Annotated in this window: 20 protein-coding genes and 1 pseudogene; 19 read left to right on the forward strand and 2 right to left on the reverse strand. The window is 37.0% G+C overall.

The window, feature by feature from the left end; all coding sequences use genetic code 11:
- The first annotated feature begins 16 nt into the window (after positions 1-16).
- The 11 genes from BSR19_RS11285 to BSR19_RS11335 all read left to right on the forward strand — a co-directional run bounded on the left by BSR19_RS11285 (position 17) and on the right by BSR19_RS11335 (position 12,181).
- On the forward strand, positions 17-277 hold the full coding sequence (locus BSR19_RS11285) for a hypothetical protein (RefSeq protein WP_156247196.1): 261 nt from the start codon (positions 17-19) through the stop codon (positions 275-277).
- 111 nt (positions 278-388) lie between these two features.
- On the forward strand, positions 389-571 hold the full coding sequence (locus BSR19_RS11290) for a competence regulator inhibitor paratox (protein WP_156247197.1): 183 nt from the start codon (positions 389-391) through the stop codon (positions 569-571).
- Positions 572-867: 296 nt separating this feature from the next.
- Entirely contained in the window at positions 868-2,640 is a 1,773-nt protein-coding gene (locus BSR19_RS11295) for a DUF262 domain-containing protein (RefSeq protein WP_156247198.1), read from the forward strand.
- Between the two features lie 78 nt (positions 2,641-2,718).
- Complete coding sequence (locus BSR19_RS11300) at positions 2,719-3,570, forward strand: GyrI-like domain-containing protein (RefSeq protein ID WP_156247199.1); 852 nt, start codon at positions 2,719-2,721, stop codon at positions 3,568-3,570.
- A gap of 817 nt (positions 3,571-4,387) precedes the next feature.
- Positions 4,388-5,485, forward strand: coding sequence for a hypothetical protein (locus BSR19_RS11305; RefSeq protein WP_231606021.1), 1,098 nt, complete (start codon positions 4,388-4,390; stop codon positions 5,483-5,485).
- A 35-nt stretch (positions 5,486-5,520) separates the two neighbouring features.
- Entirely contained in the window at positions 5,521-5,919 is a 399-nt protein-coding gene (locus BSR19_RS11310) for a hypothetical protein (RefSeq protein WP_156247200.1), read from the forward strand.
- A 10-nt stretch (positions 5,920-5,929) separates the two neighbouring features.
- Entirely contained in the window at positions 5,930-6,331 is a 402-nt protein-coding gene (locus BSR19_RS11315) for a hypothetical protein (RefSeq protein WP_002887310.1), read from the forward strand.
- Positions 6,332-8,275 (forward strand): AAA family ATPase, encoded by a 1,944-nt coding sequence (locus BSR19_RS11320; protein ID WP_156247201.1) that lies wholly within the window; start codon positions 6,332-6,334, stop codon positions 8,273-8,275. It begins immediately after the preceding gene.
- A 73-nt stretch (positions 8,276-8,348) separates the two neighbouring features.
- The gene (locus BSR19_RS11325; RefSeq protein ID WP_156247202.1) at positions 8,349-8,699 is read left to right on the forward strand and encodes a TrbC/VirB2 family protein; all 351 of its coding nucleotides are present in this window, start codon (positions 8,349-8,351) and stop codon (positions 8,697-8,699) included.
- Positions 8,700-8,719: 20 nt separating this feature from the next.
- Positions 8,720-9,934: a hypothetical protein gene (locus BSR19_RS11330; protein WP_156247203.1), complete on the forward strand. Its 1,215-nt coding sequence runs from the start codon at positions 8,720-8,722 to the stop codon at positions 9,932-9,934.
- A gap of 3 nt (positions 9,935-9,937) precedes the next feature.
- Positions 9,938-12,181: a hypothetical protein gene (locus tag BSR19_RS11335; protein ID WP_156247204.1), complete on the forward strand. Its 2,244-nt coding sequence runs from the start codon at positions 9,938-9,940 to the stop codon at positions 12,179-12,181.
- A gap of 37 nt (positions 12,182-12,218) precedes the next feature.
- On the opposite strand, the gene BSR19_RS11340 is transcribed toward BSR19_RS11335, so the two are convergent.
- Positions 12,219-12,581 carry a hypothetical protein gene (locus BSR19_RS11340; RefSeq protein ID WP_156247205.1) on the reverse strand — a complete coding sequence of 121 codons (363 nt, stop codon included), beginning with the start codon at positions 12,579-12,581 and terminating at the stop codon, positions 12,219-12,221.
- A gap of 207 nt (positions 12,582-12,788) precedes the next feature.
- On the opposite strand from BSR19_RS11340, the gene BSR19_RS11345 reads away from it, so the two are divergent.
- The 8 genes from BSR19_RS11345 (at position 12,789) to BSR19_RS11380 (ending at position 21,048) form a co-directional block, all read left to right on the forward strand.
- On the forward strand, positions 12,789-13,604 hold the full coding sequence (locus tag BSR19_RS11345; RefSeq protein WP_156247222.1) for a hypothetical protein: 816 nt from the start codon (positions 12,789-12,791) through the stop codon (positions 13,602-13,604).
- Between the two features lie 11 nt (positions 13,605-13,615).
- Positions 13,616-15,577, forward strand: coding sequence for a TraG/VirB4 family ATPase (locus BSR19_RS11350; RefSeq protein WP_156247206.1), 1,962 nt, complete (start codon positions 13,616-13,618; stop codon positions 15,575-15,577).
- Between the two features lie 22 nt (positions 15,578-15,599).
- Positions 15,600-15,905, forward strand: coding sequence for a hypothetical protein (locus BSR19_RS11355; RefSeq protein WP_156247207.1), 306 nt, complete (start codon positions 15,600-15,602; stop codon positions 15,903-15,905).
- A 3-nt stretch (positions 15,906-15,908) separates the two neighbouring features.
- A complete protein-coding gene (locus tag BSR19_RS11360; RefSeq protein WP_156247208.1) occupies positions 15,909-16,607 on the forward strand; it encodes a hypothetical protein in 699 nt (232 codons plus the stop codon).
- 3 nt (positions 16,608-16,610) lie between these two features.
- The gene (locus BSR19_RS11365) at positions 16,611-17,033 is read left to right on the forward strand and encodes a hypothetical protein (protein ID WP_156247209.1); all 423 of its coding nucleotides are present in this window, start codon (positions 16,611-16,613) and stop codon (positions 17,031-17,033) included.
- Positions 17,034-17,050: 17 nt separating this feature from the next.
- The gene (locus tag BSR19_RS11370; protein WP_197092267.1) at positions 17,051-19,093 is read left to right on the forward strand and encodes a phage tail tip lysozyme; all 2,043 of its coding nucleotides are present in this window, start codon (positions 17,051-17,053) and stop codon (positions 19,091-19,093) included.
- A 327-nt stretch (positions 19,094-19,420) separates the two neighbouring features.
- The gene (locus BSR19_RS11375) at positions 19,421-19,555 is read left to right on the forward strand and encodes a putative holin-like toxin (protein ID WP_080610254.1); all 135 of its coding nucleotides are present in this window, start codon (positions 19,421-19,423) and stop codon (positions 19,553-19,555) included.
- A gap of 668 nt (positions 19,556-20,223) precedes the next feature.
- Positions 20,224-21,048, forward strand: a complete 825-nt coding sequence (locus BSR19_RS11380) for a hypothetical protein (protein ID WP_156247210.1) — start codon at positions 20,224-20,226, stop codon at positions 21,046-21,048.
- 228 nt (positions 21,049-21,276) lie between these two features.
- Here the strand turns inward: BSR19_RS11380 and BSR19_RS11385 are convergent.
- Positions 21,277-22,006 (reverse strand): annotated as a pseudogene (locus tag BSR19_RS11385) (IS110 family transposase); the annotation flags it as partial.
- Positions 22,007-22,030 lie beyond the last annotated feature (24 nt).

The raw sequence follows: 22,030 nt of genomic DNA on the forward strand, positions 1-22,030 counted from the left end.
AAAGGGGATATTCGAGATGCGTTTTATTTCTAAAAGTGACAGAGATTTGGCTTTTGAACAGGCTCTCTTGAGATATGATATCATAAAAAAAGGGCTACTTAAGATTTCGAAAGAAGAGCTGTCATCGGCACAAGAGACAACTCTAGAAGAGTTAGATGAAATGTCTGGAGTTGTTAAGCAACTAACGTGTGGGGAAGCAGTTGCAGATTTAATTGCCTATGCTTTCCTAGATGATATGGAGTTAAATTGGGAATTTTCCCAAGCTAGTGACTCCTAATAGTAGAAATTAAAAAGGCACTTAAAGTTTTTTAACTTTGAGTGCCTTTTTTTGTTACTTTTTTGTATCTTTTACGAATAGATATATTGTAGAAAATAGGAGGTATATAAAATGATGACTTATGATGAAGTAATGGAAGCGATAGAAAGAGGGTTTATCAAGGGCGATAAGATCAGTATTGTCCGACGAAATGGGAAAATCCATGATTATGTCTTGCCAGGAGAGAAAGTAGAACCTGGAGAAATGGTGACAGAAGAGGACGTAGAAACTGTACTTGAAGAGTTGAGGGAATAGGATGAGAGAGAGTTTTTATTTGAGAAATAGATTGATTTATCTTTAGTTATAATTCTATACAAAAATTGGTGATATTTTATGGAAGAGGTCAAATTTTATAGTATGTTGGAAAAGAAAGAGGAGAAGTGAGAACATGATATCACCTGAATTCAACAGTCAACAAAATTGAGATTGAAGTAGTGACACATTAATTAGTGTCTCTACTTTTTTTAATTATGGAAGTGTTTTCGTGGTATAATATGGAAAAAGTGTAGTTTCATTATATTGAGACAATTTATAAGAAATGAGAGTTCATCATGCGTAATGATATTCAGCCAAGTCTACAAACAGTAGAACAATATTTTTCTAAATCTGAATTTTATATTCCTAGCTACCAGAGACCGTATGCGTGGCAGGTGGCACAATGTGATCAGTTAATTGAAGACATCAATCAGCATATGGAAAACTTCGATAAAGATTCACAGGACAATTACTTCTTTGGAGCAGTACTGATTGCCCAAGAATCTGGTGAGGATCATGATGTTACACTAATTGATGGTCAACAAAGAACAACTACCTTTATGTTGTTATTAAAAGCGTTGTTACTTAAAATTGAGAGTGAATTAGCTATCCAACCTCAAGACGATGCAGATGGTAGACGACTTATTAAGAGACTGAACGGATTAAAAGAACAAATTGCATCATTGCTGTTTAATATGTCTGAGGATGAACTAGATGATTTTGTTGATGGGCTATCATTCCCAACTGTTGAAATGATAAAGTACATTAATGATTCCATCTCAGAAAAATACGCTTTTGACATGCAGGCAATTCTACTTGGACGCAATTTTGAAGAAATAAAACAGAATGTTCATCAAATATACCGTCGCCAAAAAGATAATCGCTATACGAACTTCTACAAAAATTTCCGATATTTCTACAATACTTGCAAAGAATTGAGTGTTATTAATTGCATTAATTTTGCTAATCATTTTATAAAAAATTGCCAAGTCATCACCATTACAAGTTTTAATACTGACCAAGCTATTAATATTTTTAACTCTTTAAATGGTACTGGTGTACCCTTGACTCCAATTGAAGTCATTGTTTCCAAAACAACTGCTAGTGCTGCAGATAGAAAAACATTTGAAAATAATTGGCAGGAGATAGTAGAATGGGCTGACAAGTCAAATCTTGATTTGAATACGTTGATGACACATTATATTTTCACTAAGCTATCGCAACAAAATGGTACAGACAGAAGGAATCCCGGAATACGCGCATTCTTTAATAAGAATAAGGAACTTCTTAATGATGATGTTGTCTTTACAGATGATTTGAAAAAGATACTCCATACTTATTTGCTTACATCAGAAACTTCGATTGGTAGAGTAGTCAGTCAGCTTAATGGTAATTTAAGGCCATTTGTGAGTAGCTATCTATTTTTCCGAGATGATAAGAGATATATTGAGTACCTGATGCGAATTGGTATCTTAATTGAATTATCAGAGTTATCATACAGTCATGGATTATTCAAAGGCTTTCTTGAGGAAATCAATTTGTTGTATAGTCAAGTCGATATATTTTCAACAGAGTCATTGATTGATAAGGTTCGAGAGCATATACGTTTGAATTTTGAATATGAAAATGTTAAACAAACACTTTTAGAGAGTGGAGTCTCAAATGCTCTTATTTATGTGAATGAGTACCTATTTGCAACCGAACATGCTATAAATCTAAAGCTTGACGGAAATATAGACATCGAACATATTATGCCAAAAAGTGGGATTAACAGAGAGCACATCATGCATGATATAGGTGTCGATGATCCGGATGAATTTCGTGAATATGCTGAGAAGTTAGGAAACAAGATTTTACTTGAAGCAGAAATAAATCGTGGTATTGGAGATGCCTGGTTTAGAACTAAGAAGGAAAATCATATCTCTAAGGGTAATGGATATATTGGTAGTAAGTTTCCAATAGCTCAGTCTCTCGTAACGTATACCAAAGATACTTGGACTAAAGAGGATATTGATTTAGCTACAGAGAAAGCAGCAAAACGAATAGCAGACTTTGTTTTTGAGCTATAATTTTTAGTTCTAGTTATCCGAGAAAAGGATAATATTATTGTGTCAATAAAGTGATTACTTATAGAAAGTAGTAGTAATATGAGAATTAATATTGTTGAGAAAAATGAGGTAAAATTCTATGGTATAGAAAATCATGCGTCAGAATCAAGTGACTTTACCTCTTTTTGGAAAAACTATTATAAGTATGTCGCTGCTGATTATAACGCACCAGTTGGATATATTTCGGCTCCAGATGAACATGGTGATTTTACATATTATACATGTATTGGTCATGTTCCTAAAAACTCTGATAGGTTTAAAGAAGTAATCCTTCCAAGTGGCAATTATGCTATCATTGAACTAATAGGCTCTGTCGAAAAAACAATTCCTAAAGCATGGGAGTTTGCTAAGGAGAATTTTGTAATAAAAAATAGTCCTAGTCTTGAAGTCTATAGTGTTGGGGATAGATTAAACAAGAAGTATCGTATGGAACTCTGGATTCCTATTTCGGAAGTGTTACCAAACTTTAAGAAGAACACCAGTAAAATCGGTACTTTGAAAAGGAAGGTATCAGATTCAATTGAAGATACTATTGAATTTTCAAAGACTGATAATGGGAAAAAATTCCTAAAAGTTGGAGGAGCTATCCTTACGGTAGGTGCAGCAGCATTATTACTAGCTAAACAATTAGGTCATGACGCAAATAATGAGGAAGTCAGTGACAGTCAAAGTGATGAAAATATTTCCATTTCCGAAGTTACTGACAACGATGGTTCCAATTCTGAAGTTACTGACAACGATGATTCTAATTTGGTTGTGACACATGACTATCCAGATGTAAGAAAGTCTCCAATAGTACATACTGTCCATAGAGGGGAAACAACTTTTATTCGTGGTGGCACAGATGAAGAGAAACAAAGATTTAGAGAAGAGAATAATTTGGATTTCTAACACAACGGTTCTAGTAAATACGTTGTGTTAGAAATATAGTTTCTTTGAATTTTTTTTGGTGTTTTTCTGACATTTGGACATCTTATTTGGTTAGATGATATCCTACACAAAATGTGTCAATGATATCATACTGACATCAAGATAATTATAGGAGATTGAAAAGAAATAAAAAAACTGAAATAAAGGGTCCTCTGAGCTTCGCATACAAGACCTGTTATGATATACTTATATCAAGGTTAAGGAATGAGGTTTCTCCCCTCGCCTTAACCCGACCATTGTTGTTGTAAGGTTAGACGAGATTTCTCCTCTCGCATCTAACATAATCTATTAAGTTCTATTAGTTATGAATCAGGGACCTCCCCCAAAGCATAACTATCCTTTCTGTTTTTAGTGTTATGAGGTTTCTCCCCTCGCTGTTAAACTAAAAATAGTCATTGTTTTTCTTCTCCAGAGAAATTTCTCTTGGGAAGAGAGGTAGTCCATTAAGGGCTGCCTCTTTTTTGTTGTCAACAGAAACTTATTTTGAATAGAAAAAACCATCGGAACTACAGGAAGTCCCAATGGTTACAACAACAATATTTTCAAAAAACAATGACGTTTCAAGAAAAAGAAGATATGGAGAAGAAGGAGAAAAGCAACCTCTCCATAAAATTCCCCGAAGGGAAAAACAATGACTGTGTTTAGTAGTACTCCTAAACACATTTTTAGTATAGCTTATTGATAGGGTTATTTCAATGCTAGGAAACCAGAATAAGCTCGAAAGTCAACCTATGTCACTAGGTTGCGACACCAATATAAAATAGCCTATCATGGCTTCATGGTAGAATTTAAAGATTATGAAAATACACAAGGGCTCGAAGAGCTAGAAGGTTGGCGGTATTTTCCGATTAGAGCAGCAAATAGGATTAAGTCCTTCTGGGAGAGCAACAGCGTTCTCTCTTACTTGAGGCGACATCGGTTAAAACGAACGATGATTATTAGTTATGCATTACTGGGAACAATGGTATGGACAGCTACATCTGCTTATTTCTCTCCAACCCGAGTTACTTACTTAGAGTCACAACTGCAGGCAACACAATCATTTGGTAATGGCCTTGGAAGTATCACAGCAACTTCTATGACTTACTCTTCGTCAAATGGATTAGTCGTTATGGAATTGACAACATCAGATGCTACGAGTGCTATCAAAAAAGGGATTAATACTGAAAATCTTGATTGGCAGGTTTTCTTGCCAAGTAGTGTTAAGAATCCTGAAGCAGTGACCTTAGAAGTCATTCCGTTAACCGGAGATAAGGTGTATCTAGTCATGCGTAATGTGCCTTCAGATTATACGCTCATGGTTATTCGTGCGACAAATAAGACACCGAACTCAAACAGTCTCAAGATTGACGTTCAAGAATACAATGATTACTTATCATCTAGTTCTAATGACGCTTCAGTCTCTAAGCAGAATAAACAAAAAGATAAGGAAGGGAATAAGAACTATGTTGATTTCTTTGTAACTCCTCAAAATGAACTCTTAAAAAACAAATATGTCAAGAATTTGTCTCGTGAGAAGTTTGCCCTCAATATTTTTGAAGAGGAGTTGAAATATCAAAAAGATCAACGAAAAGAACTCTTGGCTTCTGCAAAAACACTTGATGACAGTGTCAAGGAAGATACTAAGACATTGGAGCAGTTGAAGCGTGAGTCAGAATACTTGGTCGGTAACGAGTTAACCGATAAGCAGAGTGATATGGAAGCAATCGAGAAAAGTATGGACTCTAAAGAGAAGGACGGAGCGAAAGCGCGTGAAAATGCTGCTTATGTTCAGACAATCATTGAACAGATTGAAAAAAATATCAAAGCAGTTAAGAATGGTACTTACAAGTTTAATTCACCAGTACGCTCAGTAAAACAAGATATTGGGGAATAAATATAAAAAGGAAAGAAAGGACTTTATTAACGATTATGACAATTGACGAACAACGCTATTTACTTAACCAGGACTGCCTATTGATGAAATATCAGCGAGGTAACGCTATGAATGAACCCCTTCAAATTTTTAGAGGGAAATGGGCAGACGGTTTAGAACGCCTACATCAAATCATTGATAAAGAAGTTGGTTGGAAGAACTTTCGTAGTTTTGTCTCAAGTAACGTACATCATGACTCTGAAACATCCATTGAGGTAGTTAAGACACACTTAAACCAATGCCGTACTGAATGTACGGACCTTTTGGATATTGATTTTGGAGAGAAAGGTTCTATTTGTATTCAGAGGGATCAAGTGGAGCTTTTGACTGAGAAATTCCGTTATTTCCTTTATTTTGAAAGTAATATTCAACCAATGATGGATATTGACTTCTAGGAGGTACTGGATGAATCAAGAAGAAAACCAACAACAAGAGGGGAACTGGGGACTGCCTCGTGGTCTTTACACGCAGGTAAAGTACTACGGTGTTCCGGTAATGAAAGCCTTCATTATAGTAGGGAGTTTTGTTTTTCCGCTACAATTCAGGGATATATTTTTCCCTAGAGGGCAGGAGTTGAAGTTCCTAATCAATTTACTCTGTACAATGACTTTAACGATTTATTGGATGATCCCTTCTTCGTCTGGTGGAAATAAGTTCTGGGAATTTATTCATGCTCACCGTCGGACAAAGAAACGTTATTATCCAATTGATAAGAACTGTTACCCAGAGTTGAGAGATGATGGCTCGAAAAACCGTCGCTACTTAATGGATAAGGCTGCAGAACGTTTAGGAAGGAAGTATAAATAGATGAAGGAGAGGACTAACCATAATCTTAGTAAGACTCCTTATATTGACAAATACACAACAGACCTTACTGAGAAAATCAGACCCAAGCGTCAAGATTTTGTGGCTTGGGGTAGACAAGATGAAATCAGACAAGTCTTTATCTCACTGAATCGATTAGAAAAAAACTCTCCTGTACTAATTGGTGAAGCTGGTGTAGGTAAAACAGCTATTGTAGAAGGAATTTGTGCGGATATTCTTAACAATAAAGCCCACGTCCCAACACGTTTCCAAGGTAAGCAGGTTAAGCAACTAGAATTATCTGCTATCCAAGGGAAAGAATTTGACCATACAGGTAAAGAGGTGAACATCATTGCCAAAATGGACGGATTGATTAAAGAGTTTATGGCTCATAAAGATGAGTTTATCCTCTTTATTGATGAAGTGCATACCATTATGGGTACTGGGGTTGAGGGAAGTGCTCTTGACGTCGCTAATAGCTTGAAACCAGCCTTATCTCGTGGGGAAATCTATCTTATTTCAGCCACTACAGCTGATGAGTTTATGATTATCGAACGAGATCCAGCGATGGAACGACGTCTGCAACCAGTTTACGTTGATGAACTGGACAAAGAGGCATCTATTTTGGTCTTGAAAAAACGTCGTCCCAAGTATAAACGAGAACTTGATATTGAGATTCCTACTGATGCCATTAAGGCAGCAGTAGAATTATCTATTCGTTATGTCACGGATAAAATGCTTCCTGATAAAGCTATTGATATTATTGATGAAGCTTCAGCGACTGCAAATATTGATGGGAAATCAGAGATTACCTTAAGAGATATTGCGAATGTCATTCACCGTAAAAAAGGTATTCCAATGGAAAGTCTCCTACGCACGTCCTCAACTCCAGTGGATTTTGCGGAAGGGATGCGTGCTGTTGTTAAGGGGCAAGACCATGTGATTCGAACTATAGCACGCCTTATGTATAAAGGTATCCAGGGTGGGCAGAACAAGCGAAGACCTCTAGGAACTCTTCTTCTACTTGGAACAACAGGTACAGGTAAAACTGAATTGGCGAAACAAGCAGCAAAACAACTGTTTGGTAGTGAAGAAGCGATGATTCGGCTGGATATGTCAGAATACATGACTGATAATGCTGTTGTTCGTCTTATAGGAAATGACGAGCGAAAAGGTGATTTAACTGAAAAAATTAAGAAGAATCCCTATTCGTTAGTACTATTGGACGAGTTAGAAAAGGCTCATCCAGATGTCTGGGCTTTATATTTGCAAATGCTTGATGACGGGCATTTAACTGACGGACGTGGACGAAAAATCAATTTTAAGAATACGTTTATCATTGCGACATCAAACGTGGGGCATAAGCGAATCAAAGATAAATATATCACTTCTGGTCAAACCTTTACAGAAATGAACAAGACTGACTATAAAGAGTTCATGAAGGACATGAGAGACGAGTTAATCAAGATCTTTAAACGTCCTGAATTTATCAACCGCTGGAAAATTGAAGTGACTAATATCTTGACGAAACAAACCATTGATAAGATTGTCTATTCAAAAATGGCTGTACATGAGAGCAGTTGGTTTAAAGAGCATCATATCCTTATTAATTATGAGGATGTTATGGATGGTGACCAAACTATCGATGGCAAAAAATACTTCTATGAATATCTCAGTAGTGTCGGTGTTAGCCCAGAAGATGGAGCAAGGCCTTTAGAAAGAACTATTGATGAAGTGTTAACTGATGAAATCTTTGAGCAATTGTATTTCCTTGGGCGAAAGCCACAAGATTACTTTATGGTTGATGTCTCACTATATGGACATGCACCAGGAACATTTGCGTATGGGAACTCAGGTAGAAAGACAGTTCAAGATAGGCGTCAGACACATATTAGTGTCAAACGGATACCTCCAGAGGAGTATGCGAACTATTTGCTTACGTCTTAAGGGGTGTCACTAGGTTGTGACTCATAGATGGAATATTGTAGACTACAACTATTAAAATTTTAAGGAGACTGTTTTGAAAGAAAACACATTTTTGAACAACGTGAAGGCAAAGGCATCAACATTAGGAATGACTGCTTTATTGACGTTAAACTCTGTATCCCTTGCTTTTGCGGAGCAAACTGGAGGAAATGGGACTGTTAACCCAGCTAATGAAGCTAATAACTGGATTAATAACTTTACAGATATGCTACGTCTCTTATTCCCGGGGATAGCAGTACTAAGTGGTTTAGGGGCATGTATCTTGATGATGATGGGTGATAAGAAACGATCAGTAGCCCTTGACCGACTTATGTGGATTGCAATCGCACTATGTGCCGGTTCAGCACTCGTTTCATTTGTTGATTATCTTTGGCAACCCAAATAAGTCTTTAAGAGGTATACTTTATGGAAAAAGAATTACTTACCATAAAGGGGAATCGCAAGGTATTGTTTCCGGATGCCTTGTTTCTTTATATCGAGTGGAAAGGAAATGCAAATCCTAAAAAGGATGAAGAGTTAGCGGATATCATTGATGACTTAGATACTGAATATTTTCCTAGTAATAAAAAGGAAAGTATCGCACAAAGTCTCCCATTCCTAACTTTTAAACAAGCGGAATTACTTTTTCGAGAAATCAAAAAGCGTTATTCTCAGTTTACCTTGAAGGGAATTGCTCTTGCTAGTCAACCGATGGAACAAGATGGTCGTGTGACACGGCCAACTACGGGAGTCCCTAGTATTGAAGGACAACCTCAGATTACCCCTTTTGTTATTACGAAAGATTATAAGGAACTTGTTACCCCACTCATCGAAGAAGCACACCGTGATAAACGGTTTGAGAAGACAACATATGAAGGTATCTCTAACTTTTTCAGTGGTCCAATGGGGTTACTTCCATGTTATGCTGAAAGTCTAGGCTTGTCTCTAGTTGATATGCCACCTTATCCAAAACCAGGAACGATTGAAGGAGAACTTCCAAATCGTCTTATGTCGAATAAAGATAAGCATAAACAGTCAGTTGCTGGAGCCAAGAAACGGAAGGAGAAGACAGGCAGAGTGTATGAAGATGAGGAAGTAGGACCACCAAGTAAGTTGCCATTGATTTTGGCTATTGGCTCTTGTACCTTGTCGGTATTCTTATTGTTGATGCTAATGGTCTATAATAGTAATTTCACGCGCGTGAAGAAAGAACTTGTAGCCACAACAGATAAGGTTGAGCGTCTTACAATGATACAAGATTATGAACATGAGATTGATGTCATGGCTCGTTATTTCTTGTCATACTATTATTCAGGAGACAAGGATAAGCTTAAGGCTTACTTGGATAATAACGACGCTAAATTTACTAACCCAGAGGTAGCAACTGTTTCTAGCACAATGTTGGAGAAAGTTGAACTCGTTAAGAATGAGAAGGATACCTATGAGGTTACATATGTTGTTGGTACAACGGATGAGGCTCAAAAAACGACAGTTCGTCGTGTTACTTTCAATGTTAAGAAAAAACCATCAGCTACTCAAGGTTGGGTAGTTACATCTGAACCGACAACAACAGCATTTGCAACTCCAACATCTCCTTCAACTGAAACTTCAGCTGAAAACACTGAAAACAGGGAGGGATAACCTATGGGTGCAGAAGCAACAATTGAGATTGAACAAGGGAAGGTCTGGCCATCCCTATCAGATATGATCTCTCAATCGAAAGATTGGCCTAATGAAGTTGGTTCTAAAGGTTGGGGAGGTGACAAAGATAAAGAGCTATTATTGGCATCCTTTTATGCTCAGTGGGACCAATATCTCCACCCAACAACAGGGGTATTTATAGCTTTTGGCTTTATTCCCGAGATGCTTTCAAAAGGTATCTATAGTTTTAGTTATGCGATAGAGAAAGCATACCTCAACATGTTTAAGTTGTTCGGGATGTTTGATTATATTAGTCAGTCTGATAGCTTTGTTGGGCAGGTTTATAAGTGGCTTCAAATCGTTGGGATTTCATTATTTGTTCTGGTAACGCTCATTCGTCTTATAATGGCAATGGCAGGAGCACCTTTCAGGTATCGAGAATTCTTCAATCATATGATTCTGGTAACTTTCTCTGTTGCTTCACTTCCAGTGTTTGCTTCAAAATTTGGTAGTGCCATAGCGAAGGATACCGTAGGACTAGCCTATTATGACATAACTGGCAGTGGTCAGAGTGTTTCACTTTCTGTGACACCATTTCGAAGTAACACAGTTGACCTTGAAATGCTGTATGCAATGGATTTTGATGCAGATAAGTTGGGCTATAATAAAGATACTCATTTTATAGCTGGTGATAAAAACTGGAATTCTATTTCAGATGGTAACATTTGGTTCACTAATTTTACTGAAACCTATGGTCCAACCAATAAGGCAATGCTTCAGTACTATTCTGGACGTGAAGGACGAGTATCGTCGATAGCCAAATTCGTAGGAGTGCGAGAAGACGGTTCGGTTGACTGGGGACAACAAGTAAAAAATGGTATAGCCTTATCTAACCCGATAACTGCTCTTCTTCAAACCAGTAAAATATTTTTTACTGGTTGGAAAGAGGAATCGGAGTGGAAAGATAATCAAGAAAAATCACCCTATAATGGTTTCTCTGATGTAATGAGATCCACGCTTAACACCATTCGTTATGCAGATGGTAAAATTGCTTATGCACGAGTTACCACTTCAAAATCAGGTTATTTCCTTGGTTTTGATAATACTGCTTTCTTACCAACTTATGCCCGCTATAAAGTTGACTGGATAGCTCTGATCACTCAGCAAATTATTCTTTTACTTTTGCTTATCGGATTGCTGGTAACTACGGTACGAATGATTTTCAAAACACTTATAACAGTGATTATTTCACCACTAGTTTCATACTCGGCTGTTGGAAATAGTATGCGTATCCTAGAGGTTTGGCAAGAAGTTATGACAGGAATTGCTGCCATCTGGTTCCAACTATTATTCGTAAAAATAGCACAATGGTTCTTAATTACTTATAGTGAAGTGAAGCTCAATCTAGGTTCTGGAGCATCTGATGTTGCTAAGAAAACTCTGGGTGGAAGTTTCTATGATGGCTTAGATCCATTCCAACATGCCATTGCGACGATTGCTGTTTACCTTGGTGTTTATCTTGCAGTTTCTCAAGGATCAAAAATTTTGGAACGCTGGCTAGGTATTGATACTAACCTTTCAAGTGGAACTAAGACTGGAGTTGCTACAATGGCTGTTGGTGCGATGGCTGCTAGTAAAATGGGTGGTGGTGCTAGAAACTTTGCTGTTGGTAAGTATAATCCAACTACTGGAAGACGAAATCAAAGTGGCTTTAACCGTCTCAGAAATAGTGTTAGTAGTGGAACCAAAGTTGGTGTTAAGGGACTTAGGAGTGCTGGTAGCGTGGTAGGTTCGACCACAAATGGTATCAGACGAGGTGCCTTAACTGCTGCTGGTGCTACTGCTGGTACTGTAGCAGGTACTTGGAATGCAATGGCTGATAGAAGAGCTCATGGTCTTAAGTATAGAGAGATTGTTGGTCAGTCAATGAGTGCTACTGGACGCAATATGTTTAAAGGATTCAAAGACACTATTAAATCTGGTAAAGAAGTTGTTAGCAATGAATTCAGGAATGCTGGTCAATCTATTAAGAGAGACTTCTCAAGCAGTTTCGGAGAAGGCTACACAAGTTCTAGAGATAATGTCAGAGATAAAATCTTAAATAATACTGGTGGAGCAGGACGAATAACTCCAAAAGGGGATACTTCAAATATTACTCCTCCAACACAAAGCTTACCAAAGAAAAATAGCTTAGATAGTGATAGTCGATTCCAGAAATTTGATGCTGGAGAAGACGGTGAGTTGTGATAATAGTCTCAAAAAAACAAGCCTTGTGGCTTGTTTTTTATTTCTTAACTAAAAATAAGAGGAAGAAAGGATTAAAGAGACTGATGATGAATAGGATAATACCACAGATTATTACTAAACCAAATACTGGGAAAAAGAAACTAGAAACAGCACCTACTAGGATTCCTATTGAATGGATGATGCCATGAAGTGTCATGAATAGACAAAATAGAGCAAACATTCCAGTAAGAGACAACGAAAATTTAAACCAAATTGTTTCAGCAGCCTCACTTATCGTAGAAAAAAGAAGCGTAAGCAAGAAGCAAGCGATACCAATAAGTACTGAAAAAAGTAACCATTTTAATGAGGTCCAAGTGCTTATATATAGTGAAAAATAAAAATCTTGTAAAAAGTCTAGCATCCTAAAACCCTCCTAAAAAGATTATTGCGATTGTATTTATTTGATTGTAACAGTTTTTTAGTAGCTAGACAAGGACAGAGAGCCCTAAATGGAAGGCGATTGTCAAAAACATGGAGAAGTAGGAGTAGCTAATGGGTGTCACTGGGTTACGAACGTCCCATACCGTTTTGTAGAATAGGGAAGAATAATATTTATGGAGGAAATGATATGCCGGGTTTAATTGAAGAACCAGTATTGTCAAAAAAAGAGATTAAGAAACGAAAAAAAGAAGAGGCACGGAAAAGAAAACAAGAGAAGAAGAAGGAAAAGCAAACACAATTTGAAAGTATAGACCTTGGTGAACGTGCCGGAGAAGAGTTTGTGTATGTCCCGCTCAATAAGAAAAAACGTAGAGATTTTTTAGACACTGTTGCGATTGCTGACGTGAAGTCTATTCTATATGGCTATCCTAATCAACCGATACGATTAGCTAATGGCTATTCAGGTTATGTGCAGATTTTTGAGGTGTTTGGGCAAGATATTCAAGCGATGTCTAATGAAGAACAAGCAGCTGTTAAGGTAGGCTTCACTCTTTTTCTGTCTGGTACTACCTTTGACATGATGCTTCAGACAACGAAATTACCAACAGATGTTTCAAGCCAATCTAACGAATTCCTACGTCTGCTGGATGAAGTCAAGCAAGAGCAGAATGCTCCAGAATTGATTATCAATGATGGCGATGATCTTGACACAATTGCAAATAAAGAGAGACTTATTTATCAACTCAGGCAACGAGAAGATATTTTGAAAACAAAATATCTCGTACAACAAGTCGTTGCAATCAACCAACAAAATATCGAGTTCTTTATCTGGGTGTTTGGAGACACTCTGGCTGAAATAGATTCCAATACTCGTACCACCTTAACAATTGCTTCGAGCCACGGATTTGCCCCTAAAGTTGTATCTGTCGAAAAGAAGGAAGAGTTATTGACTCAATATTACAACTTTAATGATTCACTTAATGGTTCCCCTAACCAGTACTAGAAGGAGTTTACATGGATTTAAGTTCACGAAAAATCAAGAAATATATTCGAGAGGGTTATGACCTCAATCTTATTAGTAGGATTCAAAGTGATATTCCAGATTTTAAATATGATGATAGATATTGGAGACAAGCAAATGGTTATTATAAGATTGCTCATGTTCCATATGACAGATATCCAGCACACGGTTTACCTGACTTTTGGATGAGTGATTTAATGCTCGTTGATAATGTAATCAGTTTTATGTCCTTAGAACATACTTTAAATAATGAAATGTCCGACTTAGCTTCAAAAGCTATTTCGAATATGTTAGCAACGCAAAATACAAAGGCTGCACAAGATGCAGATGATAAGAAGCGTATTGGTTCTTTATTAGGCTATCGCGAAAAACTTGATAATAATATTCCTTCTAAAAAAATCCACACTCGCTTTTTGTTAGCGGCAAACACATTGAATGAACTGGTAGAACGAGAAGCTGATCTGAAGCAACAGTTGAATCAGTATTCGATTTCTTCTTCTGATGGCATGCAAGACGTCGAATATCATACAGCTTTTATTCCAGCTTCTCGATTGGAAGATACCCCACTACGTCGAAAAGGGCAAGCTGCATCCGCCTGGGATTTAGGTGCTGGCTATCCTTTTAACCATACAAACTTAATGGATACCTATGGTGTTTACTTGGGTGAAACACGTACCGGTGGAGTAGTAAACTTTGACCTTTTGCATGAAGATAGGGAACGTAAAATTCCTACAATGATGATTGCCGGAGCAGGTAATGGAAAAATGAAGTTGTTAGGTAATTTGATTGATACCTATTTTGCTAAAGGACATACCATTTTTAACATTGATCTTACTGGTCACTTAAAAGACCTTACGGAACTTCAAGGTGGTCGATATGTTAAGATGTCTGGTACTAATAATCGAAATCATATTAACCTCATGCAAATTATTGCGACGGCTTCCTCTGCAGATGGAGAAACAACGGACCAGGTCCAGTCTTTCTATGCCCACCGTAATAAACTACGTGCTTTAGCTCAAATTCTTGATCCAGGGTTAAAGAACTCTGACCTCAATAATTTGTCATCTGCTTTAAACGACTTTTATGAAGACCGTAGTCTGTGGAACCGTAATGCAGAAGTCATGGACCAAGAAGACTTAACGATTACGAATGTTATTCCAGAAGATTATCCTACTCTATCTCATTGGGTAGAACGCTTAAACAAGCTTAAAGAGGACAAAATCGCAGAGGGGAATGAAATTGATGCTGCAAGTTATGACCGTCTCTTTAATGCTTTCTCTGGTCTATTGGGGGATTATCGCTTCTTAAATGCGACCTCACAGTTTGAAGATTTCTCAAATGAACAAGTTGTGACCTTTGACCTCTCTGGGATACAAGATACTGAACTTCTTAATATTCAGCTTTACCAAGTGTTATCTATCATTTCATCATACGCTGTAGCAAATGGAAGAAGGGTCTCTGAGTATTTCCGTAGAGGGATTATCGGGGGAGATAAGAGCCAACGACCTCATAGCATTATTACCATTAACGGAGCACATAAGCTCTTCAATTATCGTTATTCAGAGTCTCTTAACTTTCTAAAGGATTTGATTGAGAATGTAAGTAGTAACTATTCTGCATTTATTATGGAAATGAGTTCGTTAGATAACATCCTCTTGAATGCAAACTCTACGGACGCAGTGGATTACGTTTTAGCGACACGCGCAATTTTCTCTATGATGACGTATCGTGTCTTTTCTCAATTAGGTGATTTGACTATCCCTCGTCTAGCAGATGCTTTACAAGGGGAAATGACCGAGAGTGAACTTTCGTCACTTAAATATTTAAGAGATGGTGATTTCTTCCTAAATATTGCTTCTGTCAAGAACTTAGTCTTTAATCATCAGCTAGCGGATAATAGGTCTTATGGGAAGTATCCGTATGATGAACATGTTCGCTATGCATTCTTACCTTAGAAATGGTGAAAGGGGAAATACAATGAACCTACAGCAACCATATTCTGATGAGGCATTCCAACTACAAACTAAAATTCTGACAGAGGATAATCCGCATGATTTGGAAAGAATTGTAAATGATTACTTAGAGATCTTGGCTTACAAAAAGACCTGTCGTGTTGTTGATATTACTTATCAGATGCGAAAAACACATCTTTTAAGTAGTTTATGTGGCTTATTTGGAAGTCAGCAAGTGGATGAGTACTCAGCCATGATTATCTACCAAGAACCTGCTCGATTTGATTCGAGAATATTTGAAACAGAAGAAGTACCAGAGGAGGAAAATTAATCAATGACCACACTAATGCAACTGTCACTATGGGTTAACAATATATCTTATGACATTAAGACACTACGTTTCTTTAGGATAGTCTCCTTTATTATTAGTTTAGTTCTTGGTTTGGTTGGTTTCTATAGCTATCTCATGCTCTATCAGACACTTTTATTCGCCTACGGTGTTCATTTTATGGCTATTGCCTATACACCATATGTGTTTTGTGCCTTGACTGTAGCCCTTTATCAGCTACTTACTGGTAAGAGACGTGAACGTATCAAGAAAGCAAAGCATATTCTTATGTTTAGTCTTCTTCCTATTTGTTTGATGAACACCTGGGGCTTTATCACGCTAGTGACTTGGGGGCTTGCATGGGTTATGGCTAAACTAGAATATAACCATAGAAAACGAGCTGTTAAGGTCGTATCATTCTTCTCAAAGGAATATTCACCTCTTTTTGAAAAAAGATTGGCCAATCGAAGTAACTATTATGCTTATCAATCTGCTTATCGTCTCCTAGACTTGATTCAGGTATCAGCTTATGAAGAACTCTTTAAGGAAGAAGTGACGGAAAAAGATTATAAAGCTGGTCTCGTTGTTAAGGAGTTACACCGTACTTTTAAAATCAAAGGTGTACCTTTTTCTAAGGTAACAGTAACAGATAAACTCTATATTGCTCCACAAAAAATGCCTATTATTGGCTTAAGGAGGTTTTGATATATGGTATCTTATCGTTTTAAACGAGATGGTCAGTATATTCAGCGTGAACTAGAGCTAGATTCTCCTAATGATTATCAAGACCAAGGCTATCCGGAAAACCTCGAAGAGCAAGTAGATTATTCAGCGTTTTACGATACCTATTATGACGGTTTTGATGAGGACAGTATTTCACGTGAGCAAGAGAAAAAACAAGGTCTCATTGCGCGTGGGAAAGAAAGGTTATCCAGTGTCAAGGAGGATGTGACAGACTATTATAATTTGCAAGTGGAACGTCACAAAGACTATTACTCAGATGAAGATTCATTTTGGATGCGAAAGCAACAACAAAAACGAAATCGAAAATTCATTAAACAAAGTATCTTTCTTGCCCTAGGACTTTTACTTGTATTTGGTTGGTATTGGCTAACCGCACTACTTCATTAAGGGGGTGACTAAGATATTTGAAACGAATAGGTGATAAAGCTGCTCGTGTTCTTCTAACGATTTTTGGAGTGAAGACAACCATTATTATAGGAACTATTTTAACTTTTGCGGTTATCTTAATTGCAATTATTACTGGTTTGATGGGCACGATTAGTACTTCAGGAGGAAATTCTGGAAAGACTAACGCTCAATGTGTGACCTACCAAAAAGATGGCGATGAAGACGATGATGAAGAAGACGATGATGAAGGCTCTAAGCCTCAATCGACTTCTACTAAAACTGACTCATCATCTGCAGGCGACTCTGATCCTTTTACGAAGGGAACAAAAGCTTATGAGAATGCCCACAAAGTCTTTATGGCTTTTGTGAATTCGGGAATGTCCGGGGAATCTGCTGCAGGTGCAGTTGGTTGGGCAAACTCTGAAGGGAGCTATGATATCATTGGACGTGCCCAAGGGCATTATGGTAATGGTATCAATGATTCCATTTCTAAAGGAGCTGTTCCAACGACAGGTGGTACATCAAATACGCTTGGGGGTGGTGGAATTTTCCAGTTTGACCCCTACACTAAATATGCACCTCTTAATAGTCCTGATTGGGAAGATGCTGATAAGATGGTTGCCTTTGTTATCGATGCCATCTCAAAAGGTGACTGGAATCCAGCCTATGATGAATCTGGCCATAACTGGACATTTCAGGAGTTTGCCAAACAAACCAATATCGATGAAACGGCTATGTCATGGAATGCCTACGAACGAGGCAATATGGCTTATGTCAGACCAGAGCAGAAGAAGGCGGATGCAAGGAAGTTTGCGGAAGTCTTTGAAGCAAGCAAGTATAAGTACGATGATGCCAAGTTCCAAAAAGCTTTTGGAGGTAGCGGTGCTTCTTCCAATAACTCCTCGTCAAGTAGTCAAAGTTCAGATGATGATGACGGTGACGACGATGAAGAAGATAGCGAGAACGAAGACGATGAGAGCGATAGCAGTTCATCAAGTGACTCTAGCAACAAAGATAGTAAAAAAGACAGTGACAAGGACAAAAAATCTATTGATACTGACAAAGCTATCAAGTGGTATAAGGATAAGCTAGGCAAGGTCAAGTATTCTCGTGATGCTCGTACTGGACCAGATAGCTACGACCATTCATCTGCTCTTTACTATGCTCTTGTTGACGGAGGTGCTAAAGAATCTGGATCTCCAGTAGATACCGATTCAGAACACGACTGGTTGAAAGACAATGGTTATGAATTGGTGTATGAGGGAGCGTGGTCGTCCAAAGATGATGTTCAAAACCGTGAAAAAGGAGATGTCATTATCTGGGGTACGAAAGGAAGTAGCTCCGGAGATAAAGGACAGACCATGCTAGTTGAGGATAAGGAGAATATTATCCAATGTTCCCCTTCAAGAGATGGGATTGCTGAGAATAATTATGGCCAATATCGAGACCGTATTACTATGGACTACGGAAAAGTCTATGTCTATCGTCCGAAAGACAAGAAGGATAAGGATGATGACAAGGAAGAAGTAGATGCAGATACGTGTGGTGACAGCGATAGTAGTAATCTCAGCACTGATACTGGTCAGCCACTTGATGTTCCTTATACCATTACCCAACTTTTCGGTGCAGCAGCTAATGCAGGTGGTCCAAATGCGGGTTCAGGACACACAGGAATGGACCTTGCAGCACCAGAAGGCTCTCCAATTTATGCCGTAACAGACGGTGAAGTAGTAGAGGTCAATGAAGAGGCGATGAATATCGACGGTAACCACGTGATGCACACTCTTCCAGATGGCACTATTATCTATTATGGACATATGCGTGATGTTCCTCTTGTTAAGAAAGGGGATAAGGTCAAAAAAGGCCAACTTATCGGATATGTTGGACAAACGGGTGCAGCTACTGGGCCACATATTCACTTTGAACGTCGGAAAACGAAAGTCTTTCAGTACGGTGATTTCTTGAGTCCAGCATCAATTATTTTAGGAGATACCCAACCACAAGTTGGTATGGTGATTGATCCTAAAACACAAAAAGGTGGAGCACCATCTAAAGAATAGATTGCAATTGTTATCAATGGTTTTTTCTCCAAGTTATCTTCCACTAAGTAACCTAACTGTTAGTGAAAATTAGGCGAAATCATACATAAACATATTTATGTATACACTAAAAAGGAGTCTGAGGATTCCTTTTTAGTGACTAGATTCTTCGTATGGAATATCAGAGGATGACCTTAATAATTTAGAAAAGCCAGCTCCCTTCATTATTAGGATAGCTGGCTTTTGGGAAATGGCTTTTATTGTATGAATTTGATATACTTTTATATGTAGAAAAGTGATAGACGGTGGCTTTCATTCATTAGAGAGGAGTGATGCCTATGGGCAAGCATTCGAAATCTAGTAGAAAGGAGAGCCGTTTTGACAGCGTTTGAGGTTGTACAAACCATTCTAGGCTTTGGTAGTTTTACTATTGCTCTTATTGGTTTATGCTACAAGCTCTTTAAGAACGATGACAAAAAATAATCCGTCCCCACTTTTGGCGAAGTAAGACGGATTATTTTCGTTTAAAACTAGCCACCGTCTTTTAAACGGATCTACGTAGAAGCTGATCGTACACTCAGTTTCTTTTTGTATGTAGATTCTAGCAAATTAACTTAATTTTGTCAAGTTTATAACTTGCTATCGAATTTATATAATATTTTACATATTATAGTTGTTGGTTTTCAAAGTAAATTTTGATTATGAGCGACTATATGCTTTAGAAAAGCATAACAATTTGAAATATCTGTCAATTATAGTTGTTAATCTTAATAGGGAGTTGTATAATAAAAATACTTTCGAGAGGTATAACCGTTTAATCATATTATGAAGAGAAAGAAGTAGAATAACTGAAGACATTTAGATGAGTAATGAAAGCTATTGAAAGTAGCTTTATTCAGAGAGGTTCCTTATTTTCTTTTAGGTAAAAAATCTGTGGTATCGGAACAAAATTTTAATTTTGTAAGATTGTCTAAGACTAACGTTTGAAAAGTTTATTGATGCGTTAGATGAGTAGTAAATAAACTTTTTGATTAAGTGATAACATAATTGAGAGGTTTTTAAGTGTTTACTTCACTGTTTGAGTAGATTCATTATCTTTTGCAAATGAGTAACGGGTACTTTGTAGTATAAATATTGGGAGTTTAATTATTATGGGAAGTTTATCTAGTAAATTAAAAAAAAAAATTTATAAACACTTTAAAAAAATAGTACTTGGTTTAAGTATTTGGTCATTATGGTCACCAACGATATATCTTATATTTCAGTTAACTGGTGTTGAAAATAAAGAGTTTTTTAATTTTACATGGTTGACACCTAAAACAATCTTTCAGATTGTTTTTTTGCTCGTAATAATCTTTATTATATTTATGATGTTAGGTTTTCATGAGTCAAATTTAATGAGTAAGGATAGAAAGCCTATATCGATACCTGATAGTGAAGAAAAATTTTGGAATAAGAACTGTGTAAAGTTAGCTAGAAAGAATCCAGATTATGAGGGAAGTGTGGATTTCATGATGGATAATGATTATAAGTTCCTTTCTCAGAAGTTATTTTCTTCTATAATAGCAGTAACCACAATTCTATTTTCAACTTTACCGCAGAAAATACTTACCCCAGAGCTCAAAAATTTGTTTTTGTTATATATATGTATTACAGGTGGAATTTATATTCTTTCATTTCTTTACCTATATTTCGCTTCTCTTAAAAAAGAAAAAAGAAGTATTTGGGAATATCTTTTCATGTTCTACAGTATTTTGTGTAATCTCTTTGCAATTGTTTTTTTCTTAATTTTGTTTTTTGATGTATCACCTTCTGTTATTTCAAATTCTCATAAACTTAATATAAGCTCAATTTGTTTTCGAAATATGTATTTAGGAGCTATTTTTGTAGGTTTCGTCATATTTTTCATTTCTTTTGTACTAGTGCCTTTAAGAGTACATAAATTTAAACAGAAATGGGAGAATAAGATTCAATAGTGCACTGACCCCAAAAAGTTAGTTAAATAATTTAAGTAAAGGATTTGGTTCTTTTCTACTATTTATCAAGTATATCAAGGTATTTGATGAAAAATAGTTTGAGTTTCATAGTCAAACTAGGAAAATAATCTTTTTTGAACTAAAGTTTAGTGTAAAATGTGTATACTAAACCAACACCTTATCTGGTGTTTTTTGATAAGGCGTTACAGTAATATGGTATGAACAATTTTACCGATTTTGGGTAGAAGTATAATCGTGAAGTTTGTTATGCGTTATGAGGTAATACATTGTTCTAATGAGACGATGTATAGAGGCAATCGTGTGTGGTTTGGTTGAAGTCACTTGCGGTTGTCTTTTCCGTTTCTCAGGCTAGAGAGTTTCCAGATTCATAGTGTCTGAAGTCAATGCCGATAAAATCATTGATTTGATTGGCAGAGTGAAACCGACGAATGTTACCATCTCCTCTAAAACACCTTGTCAGTGTTCAGAAAGCCTGCATAGTATTTGACCTCTTCTATCATTGGAGAGGTTTTCTTGACCGTACAATAACACGGATTAGCTAGTTTTGTAAGCTTATCTATTAAGTAAGTCATACGTTTTTCAGAGATGCGTTTTGCCGTAGACTGACGGATGATTGCTGTTAATGTGGCGTCATCCGACTCCAGTACAAAACTATTACATGGAAAAGTTATAACCAAGTTCCAATATTGTTCCCCAGTTGATGCCGACAAGATGTTTTCCAATTCGGGAAAAGTGACCTGTAAAACCTTGTGCAGACGGATTTTAGCGCAGATAATATCCTCAGTAAGATTCTGATAGAAATGGCTGAGGTCGTTTAATTCTTGATAAAGCACTTCTTGGACATAGCTTGGGTTACGGTTGAGGATGAACTGAGACGCGCTAGTTTTTCAGCATCAATATTATCGGTTTTACGTACTCGTAAGCTATCTAGTTGTTTTGTTTGACCTGAATGAGTTTATTG

The sequence above is a fragment of the Streptococcus salivarius genome (assembly GCF_009738225.1).
Taxonomy (GTDB): Bacteria; Bacillota; Bacilli; order Lactobacillales; family Streptococcaceae; genus Streptococcus.